Origin of the sequence: Rugosimonospora acidiphila (assembly GCF_039543385.1) — a bacterium.
In the GTDB taxonomy this organism is placed as follows: domain Bacteria; phylum Actinomycetota; class Actinomycetes; order Mycobacteriales; family Micromonosporaceae; genus Rugosimonospora; species Rugosimonospora acidiphila.
On the sequence record NZ_BAABJQ010000034.1, the window covers coordinates 19,698 to 40,314 of the forward strand.

General features: G+C 72.5%; 20 protein-coding genes and 1 riboswitch. Of the genes, 5 read left to right on the forward strand and 15 right to left on the reverse strand.

Annotation, left to right across the window (positions count from 1 at the left end; all coding sequences use genetic code 11):
• Window positions 1-114: 114 nt before the first annotated feature.
• Entirely contained in the window at window positions 115-1,263 is a 1,149-nt protein-coding gene (locus tag ABEA87_RS36130; RefSeq protein WP_345637518.1) for a hypothetical protein, read from the reverse strand.
• Window positions 1,256-2,695 carry an ATP-binding protein gene (locus ABEA87_RS36135; RefSeq protein ID WP_345637521.1) on the reverse strand — a complete coding sequence of 480 codons (1,440 nt, stop codon included), beginning with the start codon at window positions 2,693-2,695 and terminating at the stop codon, window positions 1,256-1,258. Before ABEA87_RS36135 ends, ABEA87_RS36130 begins: the two co-directional genes overlap by 8 nt.
• A 136-nt stretch (window positions 2,696-2,831) precedes the next feature.
• Here ABEA87_RS36135 and ABEA87_RS36140 point away from each other — a divergent pair, with 136 nt between their 5' ends.
• Entirely contained in the window at window positions 2,832-3,560 is a 729-nt protein-coding gene (locus ABEA87_RS36140) for a response regulator transcription factor (RefSeq protein WP_345637524.1), read from the forward strand.
• A gap of 88 nt (window positions 3,561-3,648) precedes the next feature.
• Window positions 3,649-4,821, forward strand: a complete 1,173-nt coding sequence (locus ABEA87_RS36145) for a low temperature requirement protein A (RefSeq protein ID WP_345637526.1) — start codon at window positions 3,649-3,651, stop codon at window positions 4,819-4,821.
• A gap of 29 nt (window positions 4,822-4,850) precedes the next feature.
• On the opposite strand, the gene ABEA87_RS36150 is transcribed toward ABEA87_RS36145, so the two are convergent.
• From ABEA87_RS36150 to ABEA87_RS36190, 9 genes are all read right to left on the reverse strand, one after another.
• Window positions 4,851-5,225: a VOC family protein gene (locus ABEA87_RS36150; RefSeq protein ID WP_345637528.1), complete on the reverse strand. Its 375-nt coding sequence runs from the start codon at window positions 5,223-5,225 to the stop codon at window positions 4,851-4,853.
• Window positions 5,226-5,531: 306 nt separating this feature from the next.
• Window positions 5,532-6,254, reverse strand: a complete 723-nt coding sequence (locus ABEA87_RS36155; RefSeq protein WP_345637530.1) for a LysM peptidoglycan-binding domain-containing protein — start codon at window positions 6,252-6,254, stop codon at window positions 5,532-5,534.
• Window positions 6,254-6,460, reverse strand: a riboswitch (cyclic di-AMP (ydaO/yuaA leader). It overlaps the preceding gene by 1 nt.
• A 246-nt stretch (window positions 6,461-6,706) precedes the next feature.
• On the reverse strand, window positions 6,707-7,876 hold the full coding sequence (locus ABEA87_RS36160; protein ID WP_345637532.1) for a beta-galactosidase: 1,170 nt from the start codon (window positions 7,874-7,876) through the stop codon (window positions 6,707-6,709).
• A complete protein-coding gene (locus ABEA87_RS36165) occupies window positions 7,855-9,297 on the reverse strand; it encodes a glycosyltransferase (RefSeq protein ID WP_345637534.1) in 1,443 nt (480 codons plus the stop codon). The genes ABEA87_RS36160 and ABEA87_RS36165 overlap by 22 nt, the downstream gene beginning before the upstream one ends.
• 152 nt (window positions 9,298-9,449) lie before the next feature.
• Window positions 9,450-10,247 (reverse strand): ABC transporter permease, encoded by a 798-nt coding sequence (locus tag ABEA87_RS36170; protein WP_345637536.1) that lies wholly within the window; start codon window positions 10,245-10,247, stop codon window positions 9,450-9,452.
• Window positions 10,244-11,188: an ABC transporter ATP-binding protein gene (locus ABEA87_RS36175; protein WP_345637538.1), complete on the reverse strand. Its 945-nt coding sequence runs from the start codon at window positions 11,186-11,188 to the stop codon at window positions 10,244-10,246. Before ABEA87_RS36175 ends, ABEA87_RS36170 begins: the two co-directional genes overlap by 4 nt.
• Complete coding sequence (locus ABEA87_RS36180; protein ID WP_345637540.1) at window positions 11,185-11,682, reverse strand: cupin domain-containing protein; 498 nt, start codon at window positions 11,680-11,682, stop codon at window positions 11,185-11,187. Before ABEA87_RS36180 ends, ABEA87_RS36175 begins: the two co-directional genes overlap by 4 nt.
• 355 nt (window positions 11,683-12,037) lie before the next feature.
• Window positions 12,038-12,337, reverse strand: coding sequence for a hypothetical protein (locus tag ABEA87_RS36185; RefSeq protein WP_345637542.1), 300 nt, complete (start codon window positions 12,335-12,337; stop codon window positions 12,038-12,040).
• Window positions 12,327-12,815 (reverse strand): nuclear transport factor 2 family protein, encoded by a 489-nt coding sequence (locus ABEA87_RS36190; protein ID WP_345637544.1) that lies wholly within the window; start codon window positions 12,813-12,815, stop codon window positions 12,327-12,329. The genes ABEA87_RS36185 and ABEA87_RS36190 overlap by 11 nt, the downstream gene beginning before the upstream one ends.
• 112 nt (window positions 12,816-12,927) lie before the next feature.
• Between ABEA87_RS36190 and ABEA87_RS36195 the strand changes: the two genes are divergently transcribed.
• Window positions 12,928-13,491: a TetR/AcrR family transcriptional regulator gene (locus tag ABEA87_RS36195; protein WP_345637546.1), complete on the forward strand. Its 564-nt coding sequence runs from the start codon at window positions 12,928-12,930 to the stop codon at window positions 13,489-13,491.
• Window positions 13,492-13,517: 26 nt separating this feature from the next.
• Here the strand turns inward: ABEA87_RS36195 and ABEA87_RS36200 are convergent, their stop codons facing one another.
• The 4 genes from ABEA87_RS36200 to ABEA87_RS36215 all read right to left on the reverse strand — a co-directional run bounded on the left by ABEA87_RS36200 (window position 13,518) and on the right by ABEA87_RS36215 (window position 17,280).
• The gene (locus ABEA87_RS36200; RefSeq protein ID WP_345637548.1) at window positions 13,518-15,371 is read right to left on the reverse strand and encodes an ATP-binding cassette domain-containing protein; all 1,854 of its coding nucleotides are present in this window, start codon (window positions 15,369-15,371) and stop codon (window positions 13,518-13,520) included.
• On the reverse strand, window positions 15,368-16,336 hold the full coding sequence (locus tag ABEA87_RS36205) for an extracellular solute-binding protein (RefSeq protein ID WP_345637550.1): 969 nt from the start codon (window positions 16,334-16,336) through the stop codon (window positions 15,368-15,370). The genes ABEA87_RS36200 and ABEA87_RS36205 overlap by 4 nt, the downstream gene beginning before the upstream one ends.
• Before the next feature lie 72 nt (window positions 16,337-16,408).
• Window positions 16,409-16,990: a PadR family transcriptional regulator gene (locus tag ABEA87_RS36210; protein WP_345637551.1), complete on the reverse strand. Its 582-nt coding sequence runs from the start codon at window positions 16,988-16,990 to the stop codon at window positions 16,409-16,411.
• A gap of 95 nt (window positions 16,991-17,085) precedes the next feature.
• Window positions 17,086-17,280 carry a hypothetical protein gene (locus ABEA87_RS36215; RefSeq protein ID WP_345637553.1) on the reverse strand — a complete coding sequence of 65 codons (195 nt, stop codon included), beginning with the start codon at window positions 17,278-17,280 and terminating at the stop codon, window positions 17,086-17,088.
• A gap of 300 nt (window positions 17,281-17,580) precedes the next feature.
• Between ABEA87_RS36215 and fabF the strand changes: the two genes are divergently transcribed.
• On the forward strand, window positions 17,581-18,831 hold the full coding sequence (gene fabF / locus ABEA87_RS36220) for a beta-ketoacyl-ACP synthase II (protein WP_345637555.1): 1,251 nt from the start codon (window positions 17,581-17,583) through the stop codon (window positions 18,829-18,831).
• Between the two features lie 63 nt (window positions 18,832-18,894).
• Complete coding sequence (locus tag ABEA87_RS36225; RefSeq protein WP_345637557.1) at window positions 18,895-20,568, forward strand: class I adenylate-forming enzyme family protein; 1,674 nt, start codon at window positions 18,895-18,897, stop codon at window positions 20,566-20,568.
• Window positions 20,569-20,617 lie beyond the last annotated feature (49 nt).

Consider the following 20,617-nt stretch of genomic DNA (forward strand, 5'->3'; position numbering starts at 1 on the left):
ACCCCCAAACGGTGTCACGTTGACCGGCGCGAATCCGCCGGAGTCGGCTGCCCGACAAAAACGGTGCTGCGCAACGGGTCGCCGGCCCGACGCGGCGGGCCGGGCACGCGCGGATCAGGCCGCGGCCGCCGGTGACGGATCTGGATCGATGCGCACGCTCGCCTGAACCCACAGGCGGTCGCCGTCCCGGAAGGACTCGACCTCGGCCGCCCCGTCCGCGGGTGCCACGGCGCCCGCCTCGGGAATCGCGTCGAATTCCAGCTGAGTGTCGGCCACCACCCCGACCGCCACCAGGCCACCGCCCACGGTCACCGTGATCCGGGCCTCGCTGCGGGCCGCGGCCAGCACCGCGATGGGCGCCTCGGTCAGCGCGCGGCGCACCTGCACCGGCAGCGCCGGCACCCGACCGGCGGTGGCGAGGTCGACGATCACGCCCTTGCGCTCGGCGATGTCCGCGCAGGCGCGCAGCTCGTGGGTGAGCGGGTCGGAGATGTCGTCGGTCTCCACCACCAGCCGGCGCAGCCGGGCCGCCTCCGCCGCGCAGCGGTGCTGCATGCGCAGGTTCGTCGGGTCGGCACCGTAACCGAGTTCGGCCAACACGTCGGCCGCGCCCTGGCGCAGCACCTCGTACCGCTGGCGGCGGGCCAGGTGCAGCTCGTCGGCGGCCGCTCGCCGGGTCACGGTGGCGGCCTGGGCGGCCGAGGCGCGGGCGGCCCACCCGGCGGCGGTGCGCAGCGCCCGTACGGCGCCGGACAGGCCCAGCTGCAGCGCGCCGGTACCGACCACGATCATCATCCACCGGGACACCCCTACCCGGCCGAACTCCCCGTCGGGTACCAGCACCGCCAGCGTCATCGCGGCGTTGAGCGCGAGAAAGCCCGCCATTCCCCGGATCGGGCGCCGCCAGTACACGATGAGCACCAGCCAGCCCACCGCTCCCCACGCCCAGTTGGACTGGACCAGGACCTGGCCGGGGTTGCACAGGTCGACCGCCAGCGAGTCGGCCAGCAGGATGCCCAGCACCAGCCAGCGCAGCGGGATGCGCGCGTCGCGGCGCAGCAGATACCAGGCGCAGACGACGATCAGCGCGGCGAAGACCAGCCAGCAGCCGGCGACCAGGTACGGCCACCGGTAGCTCGACCAGTTGGCCAGGGTGGTGAACAGGTCGTTGCCGCTGTGCCACAGCCCGACGATCACCACCACGGCGATCGCGGTGCCCCGGGTGTAGCCCCGGTCGACGAGTTCCGCGGGTTCGTCAGCCATCCGAGCCACCGTCCGGCTCCGCCATCGAGGGCGCCGTGTGCCACCCCACCGTGTTCCAGGGCGCCGTGGTCCAACTCAACGCCACGCTGGTGCCGCGGCCGGGAGCCGAGACTATCGCCGCGTCCCCGCCCACCGCCCGCATCCGGCCTTGGATCGCCTCCCGCACGCCGTACCGGTGGGCCGGCACCCGGTCCGGGTCGAACCCGCGCCCGGCGTCGGTGACCTCGACCAGGATCTCGTCGCCGCGATAGGACAGTCGCACCGCCGCCGTGCTCACCCCGGCGTGCCGCGCGACGTTGGCCAGCGCCTGACCGGCGGCCCCGGCGAACGCCTCGGCGACGTCTCCGGGCACCACGCAGGGCCGCAGGCTCAGCTCCACGTCGAGCCCGGCCGGCGCCCGCGCGGCGACCTCGCGCAGCCGCTGATCGAGCCGGCCGTGTTCGGCCTCGGCCTGCGCCGCCCGGCCGAGCGCGTCGATCACGGCCAGGTCGGCGATGGCCCGTTCGCGCAGCGTCGCCGAGCCCCGGTCGATGGCGCCCGTGCCCACGATGGTCAGCGTGGCCAGCACGGTGTCGTGCAGCCGGCGGTTCTCCTCGCGCTCGTGGGCACGCCGCGTGGAGGCCACCTCGGCGGCCCGGCGCACCCGCTCGTACCCGGCCAGCGCCCGGTCCGCCTGCCCGGTGGCCCGCCGGATGAGTGCCATCAGCACCCCGGCGAGGGCCACCTGCACCAGCAGGATGGCCGCCTGCACCAGGCCGTGGTCGGGCAGGTTGGCCAGGTCCGCGCCGACCAGGTAGCCGGCCACCACGAACAGGCCCGCGGGGATGGCGGCCGGCAGCGGCCACGCGAAGTTCGTCACCATGACGGTCATCGTGGCGAGCACCGTCACCCAACCGGCGCCGGCCGGCAGCGCCGCCTCGGCGGTCAGCCGGCCGTGCAGCACACACAGCGCCGTGGTCAGCAGCACCTCGATGACGATCAGCCACACCCGCAGCCCGCGGGTCAGCGCGACCCAGGTGAACAGGCCGGCCCAGCAGAGGTTGACCGCCACCGCCGGCACCACCCAGGTCAGCGACCCCGGCCGGGCCACGCCCACCAACGCGGCGACGCCGCCCACCACGGCGACGGCGTCGCGCAGCGCGCAGGCGAACCAGGCCGCGATCCGGCGCATCGCGTAGCTGGCCGGGCTCTCCGCGTCGGGGCCGGGCGCGGGGTCCCCGCCGGTATCCGGCATCCCGGGCACCTGGGCACCGGGCAGCAACGCGGTCGGCAGCAGGCCGCTGGGCAGCACGGAGGTGGGCAGCAGCCCGCTCCCGGGCCACCGGCGCGGTCGGGGAGGACTGGTCCGGGTCGTCGCGCGGCGCCAGACGCGCCGAGCCGGACCGGTCGTGATCGGGGCGGCGGGACTGGCCGAGGTCAACCCGGTCGCCATCGACAGCCTCCTGGTACGCGTCGGCGGTTCGCCCGCACTTGACACTGACACTATGGCCCAAACCGGGGCGTCTCGACAATCGTCAATCCGGTCGAACCGCCCGGACGGATACCGTACGCCATCGGGTCGGTCCAGAATGGACCTGAGGCATGGAAGGGGCGATGAGGTGACCGCGAGTCAGGCGCCAACAGTACGGGTGACGGTAATCGACGACCATCCCGTGGTGCTGGAAGGGATCCAGTCCTGGATCGCCAGCGATCCGCTGGGCCGCGTCGAGGTGATCGCCGCCGGCGGCAGCATCGAGGAGGCGCTCGACGGGCCGGGTGCCTCGTGCGACGTGGTGCTGCTCGACCTCAACCTCGGACAGGGACTGGTCATCGACCGGATCGAGGGGCTGACCGCGGCCGGGCGCCGGATAGTGGTCTTCTCCCAGAACAGCGATCCGGACACCATCCTCGCCGTGCTGGACGCCGGCGCGTGCGCCTATCTGGCCAAGCACGAGGGCCGGGAGCACTGCGTGGAGACGCTGGTGGCGGTCGCCGCGGACCGGCCGTACGTGACCCCCAGCGTGGCCGGCGCCATGGTCACCGACCAGCGGCCGGCCAGCCCCAAGCTGTCCGGCCAGGAGCAGGAGGCGCTGCGCCTGTGGTTCCAGGGCATGTCCAAGGCGTCGGTGGCCCGCCGGATGAGCATCGGGGAGAACACCGTCAAGCAGTACATCGACCGGGCCCGAATGAAATACATCAAGGCCGGCCGGGCGGCACCGACCACGTTCGCGCTGCTCGCCCGGGCCATCGAGGACGGCCTGATCGACTCCCGCGAGGTGGGTGGTTACCGGTCGTTCGCGGCCGCGCCGGAGGAATGAGCTTCTGAAACTCGGCGTGGCCGGCCCGCCGGCTGTGCGAGAATGTGACAGTTCGCTCCCGTTCGCCCGATACCCGGTGCGCTGATCGATGACCGAGACCACCGCGCCGGCCCTCACGCGTACGCCCGGCGGCCCCCAGCGGGCCACCCTGCTGGAGCTGTTCTTCGACCTTGTCTTCGTCGCGGCGCTCGCGCTGACCTCCATCGACCTCGCCCGGAAGCTGTCCTGGGCGGGGGTCGTCGAGGGACTGCTGCCGCTGCTGGCCGTGTGGTGGGTCTGGCAGATCACCACGCTGGTGACGGACTACTACGACCCGGAGCGGTGGCCGATCCAGGCCATTCTCGGCGGCACCATGTTGGGCAGCATCCTGCTGGCCGCCACGCTCCCCGCTGCGTTCGGACCGCACGGGCTGTTCTTCGCCATCGTCTACGTCACCATCCACCTCGGCCGGGGGCTGCCGCTGGTCACGTTCCAGCGCGGTGGCCCGCAGATCCGGGCCGCCCGATTCATGATCTGGTTCGGCGTCTCGACCCCGGCGTGGATCCTCGGCGCGCTGTCGCCGCACCCCACCACCCGCGGCGCACTGTGGGCGCTCGCCCTGGCCCTGGAGTACCTGATCGGCGCGCTCCGGTACCCGGTGCCGCGGCTCGGCCGGGTGCCCCTGTCCCAGTACGAGACGGCCGGCCGGCACCTCGGCGAGCGGTACCAGCAATTCATGATCCTGACCCTCGGCGACCTGATCGTGGTGCCGGCCCTGAAGTTCGGCCAGACCGGCTTCTCCGGGCTCCGCACCGCCGCCCTCCTCGCGGCGTTCGCCGCCACGGCGCTGTTGTGGCAGATCTACGTGTTCCGGATCGGGCTGCGTTTCGAGACGGTGATCGACCAGAACCCGGGACGGGTCGAGCGTTGGGCGCCGTACACACAGGTGCTCACGGTGGCCGGCGTGGTGGCCCTGGGTACCGGCTTCGAGCTCGTGATCGGGCAGCCCGGCGGGACGACGCCGGCCGCCTGGGCGGTGGTGCTGTTCGCCGGGCCGGCCCTGTTCCTGGTCGGCCGGATCACCTTCGAGTACCAGATGTTCCGCCGGTACTCCCGCTCCCGGGTCGCCTGGGCGGTAGTGCTGATCCCGATGGCGGTCGTCGCGTGCGCGGTGCCGCCGCTACTGGCGACGGTCCTGGTCGCCATCAACCTGCTGGGCGTCGCGGTCACCGACGCCATCCGCGGCCGGCGCGGCTCCGGCAGGCTGTCGGGCGACCCCTGAACACGACTCGTCGAGGGTCGCCCGGGACCTCAGCGGCCGGCGGTGGACTGCAGGACTATGCCGTTGCCGTCGGGATCGTCGAAGGTGACGAAGCGTCCCCACGGCGCCTGCTGGATGCCGCCCTCGATGATCACTCCCCGCGCCACGAGGGTCTGGACGTCGCCGTCCAGGTCGTCGGACTCGATGACCAGACCCTTGGCGCTGCCGGCCGACATCGTGTCGAACCAGGTCACCAGCGTGATCGAGGTCTGCCCACCGCTCGGCCGGACCTGAACCCACCGCTGGCCCGGCATCGTGGCGTCGTCGTTGACAAGGTCGAACCCGAGGGTGTCGACGTAGAAGTCCCTGGCCCGATCCTGATCCGTGACCGGGAGGGAGAGCAGTTGGATGTGGGTGAGACTCATGCCGCCGATAATAGGTAGTCCGACCAGTTACCAGTCAACGACGCGCCCGCGTCCCGCCGTGGGTGTCCCCCGGTCGGATGGTTCTCGGCGACCCGGGCCCGCGACGGCAGCGGCACGAAAGTCCACACTGGACATTCGGGCCGCCGGCTCACGCGGATCGGACGCGCTCCCGCTCGGGCGCCCGCCGAACCACGGCGGACGCCCGAAAACGGTAGGTGCGTCTTACGGTTGGCGCGTCCTACGGTTGGTGCGTCCTACGGTTGTGCGTCTTACGGTTGTGCGTCTTCCGCACTGCCCGGTAGCGCCTCAGAACGCCAGCCGCTCGCCGGGAAGGATGAAGTTCGGGTCGCCACCGATGACGCCCTCATTCTTCTGGTACAGCGTCCGCCAGCCGCCCTCGATCCCGTGCTGCTGCGCGATCTCGGACAGCGTGTCGCCGGACTGGACGGTGTAGTCCCCGCCCGCCGACGAACCGCCCGCCGACGAATCCCGGGAGGTCGAACCGCCCGAGGACGAAGAGCCCGACGACGAGTGGTGCGTCGACGAACCACCCGAAGACGAACCACCCGAAGACGAACCACCCGACGACGAAGAGCCCGAGGACGAACCACCCGAGGACGCGGTGGTCGACGAAGCGGAGCTCGACCCCGAACTCGACGAACCGCCCCGCGCGCCGCAGACCGGCCATGCGCCGATCCCCTGTCCGGCCAACACCTTCTCCGCGATGGCGATCTGCTGCTCACGGCTGGCCAGGTCCGCGCGGGCCGCGTACTGCGTGCCGCCGTACCCGGCCCAGGTGCCCTGCGAGAACTGCAGACCCCCGTAGAAGCCGTTTCCGGTGTTGATGCTCCAGTTCCCACCGGACTCGCACTTCGCGATCGCGTCCCAGTTCACGCTCGGCGAGGCGCTGGCCGCCGTACCGGGGCCGAGCAGGGCGAGGGCACCGGCCGCACCGGAAACCGCCAGCGCGGCGATGACGCCGCCACGACGTCCCCGGGGCCCGCGATCGTTGTGCTTGGAAAATGCCATGGCAAACTCCTCCACGCCTCCGAGGTGAGCTGTCGGGTTCGGGCCGAGGTATGCCCGGCCGCCGTGTCCGTTGACTCCGGCACCAGCCCGCTTCACGGGCTCAATAACTACTAGGAGTAACGAGGCGGCTTCACCCCAAGACGCGCGACGCGCGCCGGAGAACCTGGTTCCCCCGCTCCTGCCGTTGGATTCGGTTGCGTCGGCCGGCGGCAGGATTCGGCGTACCGGGCGACGTGGTCCACGGTTGCGGACCGCCCGAAGCTAGGCCGATGGATCGCCGTGCGACAAACCAAACGACGATTATCGTGAGACTGCTCACCGCGAAACCCGGTCGGTTACGGCCGGGACGCGCGAGCCCGTTATTTGCGACATGAGGGAAGCACGAGGTATGGCCGCGCGACCGGCGCACGGGAGCCCGCCCGGTCCAACCGTGACGCTCACATGCCTGCCGGTTACGACTCGTCGAGTACCCGGTCGACGGCCTCCAGATACCGACGGTCACCATCGCGACTCCGAGCGAGCCAGTACTCGGCCCCCCAGAACAGGTACGCCGACAGCACCGCGCCGGCCCCGCGGCTCCAGCGCACGCACTGGTTGAAGTTGGCTATCACGTGCTCGGGCAGGCAGCTGTACATTCCCTCACCGTGCGGGCGGGGCGGCTCGGTCACTGTCTCCCACGGCTCCGCCTGCCCCTCCGCGACCATCAGCCGTTTGCCGGTAGCGGCGGCCCACTCGAACAGTTTCCGCCGCCTGCGCTGCTGCCACGGGGTGCGGCTGCCGTCCAGATACACCGTCCGCCCGGCGGCACCGATCAGGGCGTGCCGGGGGTAGAAGTCGATGCCCACGATGTCGGCCAACCGCTGCGCCACCGACAGCGAGTCGCCCTGGTCGCGAGTGCGCCATCCCTGGTGCAGCGCGACGGGGAGCGAGGTGGGCAGGAAGCCGTTCATCAGGATCGGACGGCCCGGGTCCGCCGCGCGGACGGCATCGACCTCGCTGGCGACGAAGTCCGCCGACAGCCGCCACGAGTGTTCCATGCCGAGCGGGTCCACGGCCTCGTGCTCGACCTGCCACGCGACGATCGCCGACCGGTCGCGGTAGCGCCGCACGATCCGCGTGATGAACTCGGTCGCCGCGTCCAGCAACGCGCGATGCGGTCCGGGCTCGACGAGCCTGCCCTCCCGCAGCGGCTCGTCCAAGCGGTGGTCGGGTACGAAGAATTCGGGGTATCCGAACGCCTTCACCGCTCCGACGCACAGGATGATGTCCTTGCCAGCGCGCTCGGCCGCGTCCAGATGCCGGTCGAGTTCGTCCGGGTGGAATTCACCCGGTGCCGGCTCGATCCGGTTCCAGTACGCCCCGAACCGGATGACCTCGAACGGGCGGGCCAGCAGTTCCCGAAGGCTCGCCTCCGGATCGAGCCCCATCGCCTCGGCCTGCCGGGGCCGGAAACTGAGGCCCAGCCTCGTCTCGGCTCGACGCTCGACCGGCAGCCGCAACCACCGGTCGGTCAGCGGCCGTACGGGCCGGCGGATGCGCACCTGCGCCGCCACCGGCACCACCAACCCGGCCGCGAGCGCCGCCGCCACCGGACCATTCCTCACCGCTCGCCCGACGCGCACGGCTCCTCCTCGCCTCGCTCGCGCGCACCCCGGCGCTGCCTGGTTCCGGTCCGGCTGGTTCCGGTCCGGCTGGTTCCGGTCCGGCCGGCCGCGGCCGGGATTTCGACGTGTGCCAGCCCGGCGAGCAGCGCGGCGATGTCGGCCGCGGCGCCGGGCCGGCCGAGGCCGGCGGCCGCGACCCGCATCGCGTCGATGGCCGCGGGATCCCGGCGCAGCACGTCGAGGTCGCGCACCAGCCGCCGTACCGTCGGCACGTACCGGCCCGCGCCGGCGCCCACCACGACCTCGATGTTTCCGCTCTCCTGACCGGGCAGATGCGAGGTCAGCAGCATCGGCGTGCCGCAACAGGCGGCCTCCGCGATGGTCCCCGGTCCCGCCTTACCGACCACCACGTCGGCGCAGCGCAGCCACTGCGCCATGTTCTCGACGAACCCGCGCACGATCAGCCGCCCCGCCGACCGGGCCGCGAGCGCGGCGAGGTTGTCGCGCAGCCCGCGATTGCGGCCGCACAGCGCGACCACACCCACGTCGTCGCACTGCCGCAGGATCGCGGCCACGCGCCGCCCGATGCCCCCGGCTCCCTCGCCGCCACCGGTGAGCAGGACAAGGAATCTGTGCTCGTCCAGGCCCAGCGCCCGGCGCAGGGCTCGGCGCTCGTGGGGCAGCGGCGGGCCGGCGGCGAACTCGGCCGCCACGGGGAGCCCGATGTCCACGCGCCGGGGCGACGACTTCCCGGGCGGCCACGGTAGCCGGCTCGCGGTCGGCGGCACGACAATCCGGTCGGCGCCCGCGCCCCTATCCGCCATGGCCTCACAACCCAACCCGGTATCGCAACCCGACCCGGCCCCACAACCCAACGCCGCATCGCGACCCAACGTCGCATCGCGACCCGATGCGGGATCGCACCGCGCGGGATGGTCGCCGCTTGTGCCCCGGACCGCGCGGGCGCCGAGTGCGTGCGTCGCGAGCGCGGGTCGCCAGGACGCGTGAATGTTGACCAGATCGGTGACGACCGTGACGACCGGCACGCGCGGCGCCGCGACATCGCGGGCCCGCGCCGCCGCCGGGCCGGTGAGCGGGTGGAACGACACGACGGCCGCCGGCCTGTGCCGGGCGACGGCGTCCACGACCGGACGGTCCGCCAACGCCAGCAGCGTCGCGCGCAGCAACCGGACCGCCGGGCGCGAATCGCAGCCATGGTAGATCACTCCCCACAGCCAGGGCGCGCAGCGGATCGCCGGGCCGTAGAGTCCCGCGACGCGCCGCAGCAGCGCCGGGGCGCGAGGTCCGCCGAGCGGGTCGCACAGCACCGGCGCGAACGCTCCCGGATAGTCGCGATGCAGCGCCTGCGCGACCGCCCGCGCGGCGGCCCGGTGACCGCCGCCCGTGTCGGCGACGAGAAACAACAACGGCACGGGCACCCGGCCGCCGTGGTCGGGCTCGCCGACCGGCCCCGGCTCGCCAGCCGGGTCCGACGCGCAGACAGGATCCGCTGTGCCCGCAGGGCTCGATGCGCCCGCGAAATCCGGCGCGTCGGGGCGAGGGAGCGCGAGCGGCCCGGTGAGGGCGGCGGTCATCGGGTGCGCTCCCGGTACTCGAAGGCCAGTGCCCCGACCACCAGCAGCACCACGAACAGTCCACCGACCACCGCGGCGTCCAGTACCGGATCGCCGGGCACGGCAGCCGCGTACCCCGAACGGCCGGAGTAGAGGGCGGCCCGGTTCAGGTCCACCGCGTACCGCAGCGGCATCGCCCGCGCGAGCGCGTCGAGGTACCCGGACAGCCCGCGCAGCGGCACCAGCACCCCGCCCAGCACGTACTGCGGGATGATGAGGAACTGGAAGACCTGCATCGCCGAGCGCTGGTTGGGCAGCAGCGCGACGGTGGCCAACCCGAACGCGCCGCCGAGCAGGCAGCAGGCGAGGCAGGCCGGTGCCATCCGGGCCACCTGATCGGCGCCGAACCGCACCCCGAACGCGAGGGCGAACGCCACGACGCACCCGCCCTGCACCAACGCCACCGCGGTCTCGCCCACGATCTTTCCGCCGACTAGCGCCAGCCGCGCCACGGGCGCGATGAACAGCTCACGGGAGAAGTCGTTCTCCCGGTCCTCGACTATCGAAATCATGCCGGCCGAGGCGGACTGGAAGAGCGTCGCCGCCAGCACGCCGCTGAACGCGAGCGTCACGGAGTCCAGCCCGGTGACCGTGCCCACGGTGGACTGCAACACGCTGCCGAGCCCGCCGATCAGCAGGATCGGGAAGGCGAGGTTCACGGCCATCCGCGGGCGGTCGCGGATCAGCTTGACGAGATCGCGCTGGGCGATGGCCGCGACCGCGGTCAGCGTGCCACCGACCGGTGCCGGCCTCACGACGCCGCCCGATCGACCAGCAGCAGGTAGGTGTCCTCCAGCGTCGGCGTCACGACGCGCAGCTGGGTCAGCTCGGACTCCAGGCCACGCACGATGCTGGCCGCGCTGCGCCCGACGAGCGGGACCCGCACCGGCTCGTCCGGGCCGGCCGAGCCGACCGGTACGCCCATCCGCATCAGTTCGTGGCGCAGCGCGCCCCGGTCGACCGCGTCGAGCACGAGTTCGGGCCGGGCATGGCGGGCCTTGAGGTCGGCGGGGCGGCCCCGCTCGATGACCCGGCCGGCGCTCAGCACGCACACCGCGTCGGCGGCCTCCGCCTCCTGCAGGTAATGGGTGGTGAGAAAGATGGTCGTACCATCCTGCCGGCGAACCCGCTCGAGGTAGGACCACAGGTCGCGGCGGCCGTCGGGGTCGAGGCCCGCGGTCGGCTCGTCGAGGAACAGCACCCGCGGCCGGTGTGTCAGCGCTCGGGCGATCTCCAGCCTGCGCCGCGTACCGCCGGAGAGGGTGCGCACCCGCCGGCCGAGAACGTCGGCCACGCCAAGGATTCCGGCCAGTTCCTGTACCTGCCGGCGGTAGGCCGCGGGCATCATCCGGTACGCCGGACGCCACGGGTACAGGCCGTAGAGCACGGCGTGCAGCCGGACGTTCTCCTCGGCGGTCAGGTTCAGGTCGAGCGACGGCTGCTGGAACACCACCCCGATGTCCCGGCGCACCGCGGCCTGGCGGGTCGCCAGGTCGTTGCCGGCCACCAGGGCCCGGCCGCCGCTGGCCCGCAGCGTCGTGGTGAGGATCGACACCGTGGTGGTCTTTCCCGCGCCGTTGCGGCCGAGCAGGCAGAAGAACTCGCCGTACGGCACGTCGAACGACACGCCGTCCAGCGCGTTGCCCCGCGCTCCCCGGTACCGCTTCACCAGGTCGCGAACCTCGATCGCGTTCACCGGGGCCGCAGCCGGCGGTAGCGCGAATCCCGGCCGAGCGCCCCGGCCAGCCGGGCGAGCGTGCGCATGACCAGCCGCACCGGCGCGACCGGCAGGTACGGCGCCCGGACCTCGCGCTCGAAGTCACACATGAACAGGGCGAGGTCGAGCACGCGCGGCAGCGCGCGGCCGGCGGCGTGCTGCTCCCGCGCCATCGCCGCCGCCGTCTCCAGCAGCGCCGCCATCTCCAGCGCCGGGTCGGTGGTGACCAGTACCCGGGCCGGGTCGGGGCCGGCGTTGGCGAAGCTGTGCACGGTTCCGGGCGGCACCACCACCGTGGTGCCGGCTCCGGCGACGATTGGCCGGAGGCCCACCCGGAACCGCATCCGGCCCTCGATCACGGTGAAGCGCTCCTCCTGGGCGGGGTGCGCGTGGCTGCTCGGCACCCGGCCGCCGGGGGCGAGCACGAGTTCCCACGCCAGCCGGCCGGGGCCGGACACGTTCTCATGGATCACGATCCGCTCACCGCTGATCGGATTGTCGATGACTTGAGTATCGAGAGATATGACTGCCTCCCGCTGGTGTGGATGCCGCCGCGACCGGCGCGGTGGCCGGTCGCGCACCGCCCGTGACCTGGCCACGGTGTCGTCCGGCGTGGCCAGCGTATTGAGTCGGACGGATCGGCTCATCCCTCGGCGGGCGTAACGTCGTTTACTCCCCCGGTCGACCGCCGGTCCGTCCAGCTACGCCCCCCGGCGTAGCTGGACGTGCGGACCTTCCGCGTCCGCCCAGGAATGACGCGTGTGGGCGGGCCGGGGCGAGTACCAGGCCTGCTCACCACGGCGGCGGCCTCCGGGGACGTACCGACGTTCAGGTGGCGGCGCAGGACACCGTGGCACCGGTGCCGGACCCGCTGCCCTGGAACCGGTTGGCGGCCGACAGCGCGCCCGGGATGGCCGCGTCGAGGAAATCGGTGTCCCAGGCGGCCGTGTTGACGCCCAGGGGCTGCCGCGGACCGGAGAGAGTGGCGCTGGACGAGCCCTGGCTCGGCCCCGAGCAGGTGATGGTCGGGACGGGGTTGGTGGTGCCGTTGTAGGTGGCGTGGAAGCCCCACGTGGTGCTCGCACCGGGCGCCTCGAAGGGCAGGCCGGCACGAAGCTCAGGAGGCACCGGCCGCGGCGGTCAGCGCCGAGGCGAGCTCGGGCAGCCGACCGAAGGCGCGGGCGGCGGCCACGTGGTCGGCGTAGTCGCGGGACTCGACGATGACGCCGTCCCGGACCCGCACGACGAACACGCACGGCAGCGTGAAGTCGCGGCCGTCCGCCGAACCGACGTAGCCGAACTCGAAGACGACCACCTCGGGGTCGTCGGTCTGGTGCAACCCGGTCTCGACCGGCTCGAACCGCTCGACGCCCTGGGTGCCGCCGGGCCCGTGCGCGAAGTGCTGCCGCAGCTCGGCCCGGGTGCGCAGCGGCACGTCCCCGCCCGGCGAGAACGGATGGCGCACGTCGGTCTGTTCGGCGTACAGGTTCGCCAGCCGGTCGAGCTGGACCTGCCTCTCCTGCTCGTCGAGATTGCCGGCGACCAGCCGGCTTACCCCGGCGGCGACGGCACGGACCACCTCGGCCGGCGTGGTTGGTTCGGTCACGGGTCCTCCATCAAACGAAGTGATGACTTCGGTTAGCGTAGCGAAGTCGCGACTTCGGATAAAGTGGCATCGGCATCGGCATCGGCATCGACGCGAGAAACGGGAGGATCGGGTGCGGCAGGACGCGCGGCTCAACCGCGAGCGCATCCTGGTGGCGGCCGAGGCGGTCTTCGGCGAGCACGGGGCCGCCGGGTCGACCGAGGACGTCGCCCGGCGCGCCGGGGTCGGCATCGCCACGGTTTTCCGGCACTTTCCCACCAAGGAGGCGCTGATCGAGGCGGCCCTGCTGCGGCACTTCGCCGAACTCACCACCCAGGCGCGGGCACTGGCCGAGGACCCGGATCCGGCCACGGCACTCGGGACCCTGGTACGCACGATGATCGAGACCGGCAGCACGAAGCTGACCCTGGCCTCGCTGCTCGGCGAGCGCGGCGAGTTCCCGGAAAGCGCCAGCGCGGCCTCCGAGCTGCTGCGCACCGAGGTCAGGCGGGTGCTGCGCCGCGCGCAGGACAGCGGGGTCGCGCGGCGTTCGGTCACGGTCGACGAGGTCTATCTCCTCGTCCGCGGGCTCGCCCAGGCGTCGGCCACGATGCCCACCAAGGCGAGCACGCTGCACCGCGCGGTCGACGTCGTACTCGCCGGCCTGGCCCTACCGGCTGGCCCGGCCCGGCCCTGACGGCGCCGCACCCGTCGTTCGCGGCGCTACAGCGGCGTCGAGCTTGCCGCGCCCGCTGTCACCGGCGCCCCGTCCGATCGTGGCCACAGCGTGATGGCGGCCGGGTCGAGGTGGATGCGGCAGCCGTCGCCGACGGTGAGCGCGAGGTCGGCGGTGCTACGGGCGGTGAGCGCCGGCCCGCCGGCCAGCTCCACGGACAGCACCACGCTGGTACCGACGTCGGCGTGGTCGACGACCGTGGCCGGGTACCCGCCGGAGGCGTTCACCGCGACGTGCTCGGGGCGTACGCACCACAGCACGTCGGTGCCGACCGGCAGCTCGCCGGCGTCGACCTCGATGACGGCCTCCCCCACCGACAGCGTCGACGGCCCGGCGACCGTGCCGCGGTGCAGGTTGGGTATCCCGAGCAGCCGGGCGACCTGTGGCGAGGCCGGCCGGGCGTACACCTCGGCCCGCGGCCCGGCCTGCAGCAGCCGCCCGTCGTCGATGACCAGGATCTCGTCGGCCAGCAGCGCCGCCTCCTCCGGGTCGTGGGTGACCAGCACTGTGGACAGTCCCATGTCGCGCTGCAGCCGCCGCAGCTCCCGGCGCAGCTCCTCGCGCACCGGGGCGTCGAGCGCGGAGAACGGCTCGTCCAGCAGCACCAGCCGGGGTTCCCGGGTCAGCGCCTGCGCCAGGCTCACCCGCTGGCGCTGGCCGCCCGACAGCTGATGCGGCAGCCGGTTGTCCAGGCCGTCCAGGCGCAGGGTACGCAGCCACCACGCGGCCAGCCTCGGGTCGGCGTCGGTGCCGAACAGCAGCTGCTGCCACACCGTGCGGCCGGGCAGCAGGCTGAGACTCTGCGGCACGAACCCGATGTGCCGCGCCTCGGTGGGCACGCCGGTGACCGGCTCGTCGCCGTAGCGCACCGTGCCCGCGCCGGGGCCGAGCAGGCCGGCGGCGGCGCGCAGCGTCATCGACTTGCCCGATCCCGAGGGGCCGAGGATCGCCACGCGGTGGCTGGCGGCGCGGTGGCTCAGCCGCAGCCGGAAGCTGCCGGCGGTGAGGTCGAGGTCGAGGTCGAGGGTGGTGGGGGTGGCCGGGCGCGGGGCCCGCGGCTCCGGCAGTAGGTGCTGGCGGCGCAGCCGCGCCGGCCACCGCACCGCGTTCAGCGCCAGGAGAACCGCGGCGATGCCCAGCGCCAGCGCGGTAGGTGCCTGGGTGTCGGGGATGCCGGTGTCGGAGAAGCGCACGTAGGTGAAGACCGGCAGCGAGTACGGGTGGTAGGCCAGCAGCACGGTCGCCCCGTACTCGCCGATGGCACGCAGCCAGGTCAACAACAGGCCGGCCCGGATGCCGGGGCCGGCGACGCGCAGGCTGATCAGAAAGAACCGGGCGAGCGGCCGGTGTCCCAGGGTGGCCGCGATCTCATCGAGCGCGGGGTCGATGGTGGCGAACGCCTCCCGGGCACCGATGACCAGGAACGGCGCGGAGACGAACGTCTGCGCGATGACCACGCCGGCGACCGAGTCGGTCAGCCGGCCGCCGAAGAACTGGCCCAGGGTGGTGTACGGGCCGACCAGGTAGATGAGCACGATGCCGGCCATCACCGGCGGGATCGCCAACGGCAACTGGACGAGCACGCCGATCGCCTTCGCCACCGGCCCACGCGAGCGGGCCAGCCAGCTCGCCAGCGGTATGCCGAAGGCCGCGATCAGGGCGGCGGAGATGGTGGCGCTCTCCAGCGACACCCGCAGCGCGTCCCACAGCCCGGGCACGTGGAAGCCGCGCTCGTCGGAGCCGGCGAACCGGGCGACGAACGCGACGATCGGGACCAGCAGGTACAGCGCCAGCAGCCCGCCCAACCAGGTGAGCGGGCTGCGCGACGCGCGATGAGTCACTGGCTGGACAGAACGCTGCTCAGGCTGGTGGGCACTCCGCTACCGGTGACGGTCGGCGGGGTGACCAGGTCGAACCCGTCCTGCTTGAGCACGTTGATCCCGTCGGTCCCGAGCAGGTACTGGACGAACGCCTCCGCGCCCGCCTCGTCCGGGGCCTGGTTGAGCACGGTCACCGTGTACGTGGCCTTGAGGTCCTGGCCGGTCACCGGCACCGTCGGGATCTTCGCCGCGACCGCCTCGCTGGAGTAGAAGAACCCGGCGTCGAGCTGGCCGGACTGCAGCCGGCCGACCAGGGTCTCCTCCGGGAAGACGGCCGACTTGTCGGTGGACAGCGCCTTGAGCGCCGGCAGGCTCTGGCTCGTCGCGGTCGCGGTCAGCGCCTGGGCCGCGAGCTTGCCCTTCGGGTCGGTCGCCGGGTCGGTGGTGCCCAGCTTGAACCCGGACTCGGTGATGACCTGGTACCACGGCTTGGACTTCAGGTCAGCGGCGAACTTGCTGTTCGGGTTGTAGCCGATCACCAGCGGGGACGAGGCGTACGTGGCGTACCAGGACACCCAGTTGCCGTTGGACGCGCCCTCCAGCGAATCGTTGACGGCCGGGCTGGCGCTGATGAAGACGTCGCCCGGATGAACCTTGCCCTTGATCTGGGTGGCCAGCGCGGTCGAGCCGGCCGAGAATCCCGTGAACGTGTATCCGGTCGCGCTCTTGAACGCGGGACCGATCTGCTTCTCCATCAGGTCGACCAGCGAGCCCGCGTACAGCACGTTGACCGGCCCCGAACCCTTCGGGATGCCGGCGGACGACGGTGCGCCCGACGGCGTCGATGCCGACGAACTCGATGAGTCCGACGAATTGGACGAGCAGCCGGCGACCGCGACTACCCCCGCCAGCAGCGTCGCCGCCGCGGCACCGCGGAACCGGCCAGAGACAAAAAAGCCCCGATGATTGCGAGACAACGGCGTCATGAGGGGAAGGTACCGTAGTAGTCACATGCTGACTACCGGCCGCGTCGTCGCTGTGAAATGGAGCCCGGTTGGTCAGATCGTTGAACCGATTTCGGCGAGCAGCGTGTAGACGAATTCCAGTGCCGCCCGGCAGGACGCGGCGCGCCACATGGCCAGCGTCCGGTCGAACCCCTCGCTGCGTTCGCGCTGTCCGTCCAGCCACACCAACTGCGGCTCCAGCCGCCGCCGCTGGGCGAGCAGCAGTTCGCGGGCGTCAGTGCCGGCCCGCGCGTGCAGCGCGAGCTTGAGCATGAACAGCGACCGGACGTCGCGCACGTGCTCCACCGGCTCGGCCAGCCATCGCGCGACCGCGCGGCGCCCGGCCGCGCTCGCCTCGACGATGGTGCGGGCCGGGCCGCGACCGCCCCGCTCGGTGGCCCGCTGATCGACCAGTCCCCGCTCGATCAGCTTGCCGAGCTCCCGGTAGACCAGTGGCCGGGGAACTGTCCAGATCCGGCCCAGCGGACCGTCCACGGCCAGCAACTGCGCCACCGCGAACCCGTGGGTCGGCCCCTCGGCGATCGCGCCGAGTACCGCCCAGGCCGTCGGCGACAGGTCAGAGGACTGGCTCTCGGGCTGACCATCGCGCGGGCTCGCCGGTCGGTTGGATGTCACGCGCACCTCCCGGCCGTACGCCCCACCGGCCATGATGGAGAGCCTCGCTGCGCAGCGTACCGTCGGCTCCGCCGGTCGGTGCGGGGTCGGCGTGCTCAGTCCTCGACCAGGTCGGCCCAGTCCACCCCGTTGCGCGTCAGGAAGTACTCGACGGTCCCGATCACCAGCTGGTCCTGATAAATCCGGTTCACATGCCACAGCCGGTACCAGTGCCTGCCCCGGTCCCGGATCGCCTCCACCCGCCACAGGCCGTCGGGAGTGCTGAAGCTCCCCTGGATCCGCTCGGCCACGGCGCCGACGCTACGGTCGTTACCGGCTCCTTGGCGAACCCACCAAACACCCTGTGACCTGCATAAATAGCGATCGGAACGCGGTTTGCCGGTGAGCCGGCACGCTTCGCGGCCCCGGCGACCCACACCGGCGGAGCCGGTCGCGGCGCCCCACCCCGCGCCCCGAGCGTCGCCCGACGCGCAAAAGCCGGCCAGATCAGGGGTGGTGCCGAGGGCCCAGCGATAGTACGCGGTAGTAACCTGAAGGGAGGCTCAACATCAACTGAGGTAGGCGAAACGTGATCATTTGGGATGCCAGCGGTGAGTGACCAGATAGTCATCACCGGGATCGGGGCGCTCACCCCGGTGGGCAACGACCGCGAGAGCACCTGGCAGTCCCTTCTGGCCGGTCGCTCCGGCGTGCGGGAGATCACCGCCTTCGACGCGTCGGACTCGCCGACGCGCATCGCCGCCGAGGTCAAGGACTTCGACCCGGCCACCGTGGTGCAGGGCAAGCGGCTGCGCCGCTCGGCACGCTTCACCCAGCTGGCCATAGCCGCGGCGCGGGAGGCCGTCGCCGACGCCCGCCTGACGCTCGGCGACGGTCCGGGCGAGGCCGCGCCCGACCGTGTCGGCGTCGTGATCAACGCCGCGGTCGCCGGCTTCGACACGGTCGAGCGGGCCACCCGCCAGCTGGTGAGCGGGGACGGGGCCCGGCTCAACCCGTACTTCGTCTCCTCGTCGCTGACCAACATGCCGGCCTGCGAGGTGGCGATCGACCTCGGAGCGCACGGACCGGTCACCGCGAGCGCCCTGGCCTGCGCCAGCGGCATCTACGCCCTGGTCGAGGCGCGCCGGCTGATCCTGTCCGGCGAGGCGGACGTGGTGCTCTGCGGCGGGACCGACGCGGCGATCACACCGGTGATGTTCGCGGGGCTCGCGTCGATGGGCGCGCTGTCCAAGAACAACGACGATCCGACCGGCGCGAGCCGGCCCTTCGACGCCGAGCGGGATGGCTTCGTGTTCGGCGAGGGCGCCGTGGTCGTGGTCCTGGAATCCGCCGCCCACGCGGCCCGCCGGGGCGCGCGGGGCTACGCCGCGCTGCTGGGCGGGGCGCTGACCTCCGACGCGTTCCACGTCAGCGCGCCCGAGCCGCAGGGCGCCTTCGCGTCGGCGGCCATCGCCAAGGCGCTGGACAACGCGGCGATCAAGCCTGCGCAGATCGACTACGTCTGCGCGCACGGCACGGGTACGAAGGCCAACGACCGCACCGAGACCATGGCCATCCGGTCGGTGTTCGGCCGGTCCGCCGAGGACGTCGCCATCAGCAGCCCCAAGTCGATGGTCGGCCACCTGATCGGCGCGGCCGGGGCGCTGGGCGCGATGGTCTGCGCGCTGGCGATCCGCGACGGTATCGTTCCCCCCACCATCAACCTGCGGCACCCGGACCCCGAGTGCGACCTGGACTACGTGCCGAACACGGCGCGCCGCCTGCCGGTGCGGGTCGCGACCACGAACGCCTTCGGGTTCGGCGGCCAGAACTGCGTCGCCGTGTTCTCGGCCATCGACTGAGCGCGGCCGACCGCCGCACCTGACAGCAGCGCAGCCACTGGGCGTTCACCGCCAGGAGGACCAATGAGTTACCGGTACGACCCGACCGCGTTCCGCGACGTGTTCGAGCGCCATTTGACGTTCCTGGGCGGGTTCTGGCGCAACACCCACCGCTACGCCGAGCGCCTGGCGCTGTACGACACGCAGCACGGCCGGGGCTGGACCTACGCCGAACTCGGCGCGGATGTCGCTCGGGCGGCCGAGGGGCTGGCCGCCCGCGGCGTGCGGCCCGGTGACGTAGTGACCTTCCAGCTGTTCAACGGGTATGAGTTCGCCCTGCTCTACCTCGCCGCGCAGCACCTGGGCGCGATCGCCTCCCCGATCAACTTCCGGTTCTCCCCCGGCGAGACGGCGCACGTCCTGAACGACAGCCTGCCCCGGGTCTACGTCTACGACGAGTCGCTGGCCGCGATGGCCGGTGAGGCGCTCACGCTGGCCGGGCACCGGCCCGACGCGGTGGTCGTGGTGCCGGCCGACCCGGCCGCCGGCACCGGCGGCGGCGTCGGCATCGGCGTCGCGGCGGATGCCACGCCGTTCGGCGCGCTGCTTTCGGCCGGTTCGCGGCCCGAGCCGTACCAGGGCGCGACCACCTGGGACGAGACGGTGCGCCTCTACACCTCCGGCACCACGGGCATGCCCAAGGGCGTCTCGCTGCCCAGCCTCGCCGAGGTGCTCACCGCGCACGACGTGATCATGCACTTCCCGCTGGAGCCGCAGGACAAGACGCTGAACATGACGCCCTGGTTCCACCGGGGCGGCATCTCCCCCGGCGGCCCGAACGCCGTGTTCTACGCGGGCGCGGCCGCGGTGACGATGCGCGGCTTCGACGCCGAGCGCTGCCTGGACATGGTCGCCGAGCACGGGCTGACGTTCCTGATCGGCGCGCCCACCAACCTCGCCATGCTCACCGCCGCCCAGGAGCACGCCGGCCGTGATCTGTCCAGCCTGCGCGGCATCGTCACGATGGGCGCCCCGCTGGAGCGCTCGGCGTGCCTGCGGTACCAGAGCGTGCTGACCCCGCGCATCTTCAACGGGTACGGCACGACGGAGGCGTTCTGGAACACCTTCCTGCGCCCCGCCGACCTGCCGGAGCACGCCGGCAGCGCCGGGCGGGCGTGCACCGACGACGACGTCGCGGTGGTGCGCGTGTACGAGGACCGGCTCGCCGACCCGGCCGACACGGTCGCGAAGGACGGCACGGAGACCGGCGAGGTCATCATGCGGTCGGTGAAGTCGGGCTACTCCTACGTCAACGCGGCCGGGGAGCAGGCCGCCCGGTTCAAGGACGGCTGGCTCTACAGCGGCGACCTGGCGACCTGGGACGCGCAGGAGTACGTGACGATCGTCGGCCGCAAGGACGACATGATCATCTCCGGCGGCGAGAACGTGCACCCGGTACAGGTCGAGGAGGTGCTCAACGAGCACCCGCTGGTGGCCGACTCGATAGTCGTCGGGCTGACCGACGAGCGGTGGGGCGAGGTCGTCGTCGCGTACGTGGTGCCCGCGGGCGCCGGCCTGACGGCCGCTGAGTGCGACAAGCACTGCCTGGCCCACCCCATGCTCGCCGACTTCAAGCGCCCCCGCCGGTACCGCTTCGTCGACGAACTGCCGCGCACCGCGACGGGAAAGAAGATGCACTACCGGATCCGCCAGCGGCTGGCCGACCCGGCCGAGGTGGCCCTGCTCGATCGCCCCTGACCCGGGCGGGCAGTTTCAGAGGCCCGCACCGCGGCGGCGCCCGGATCCC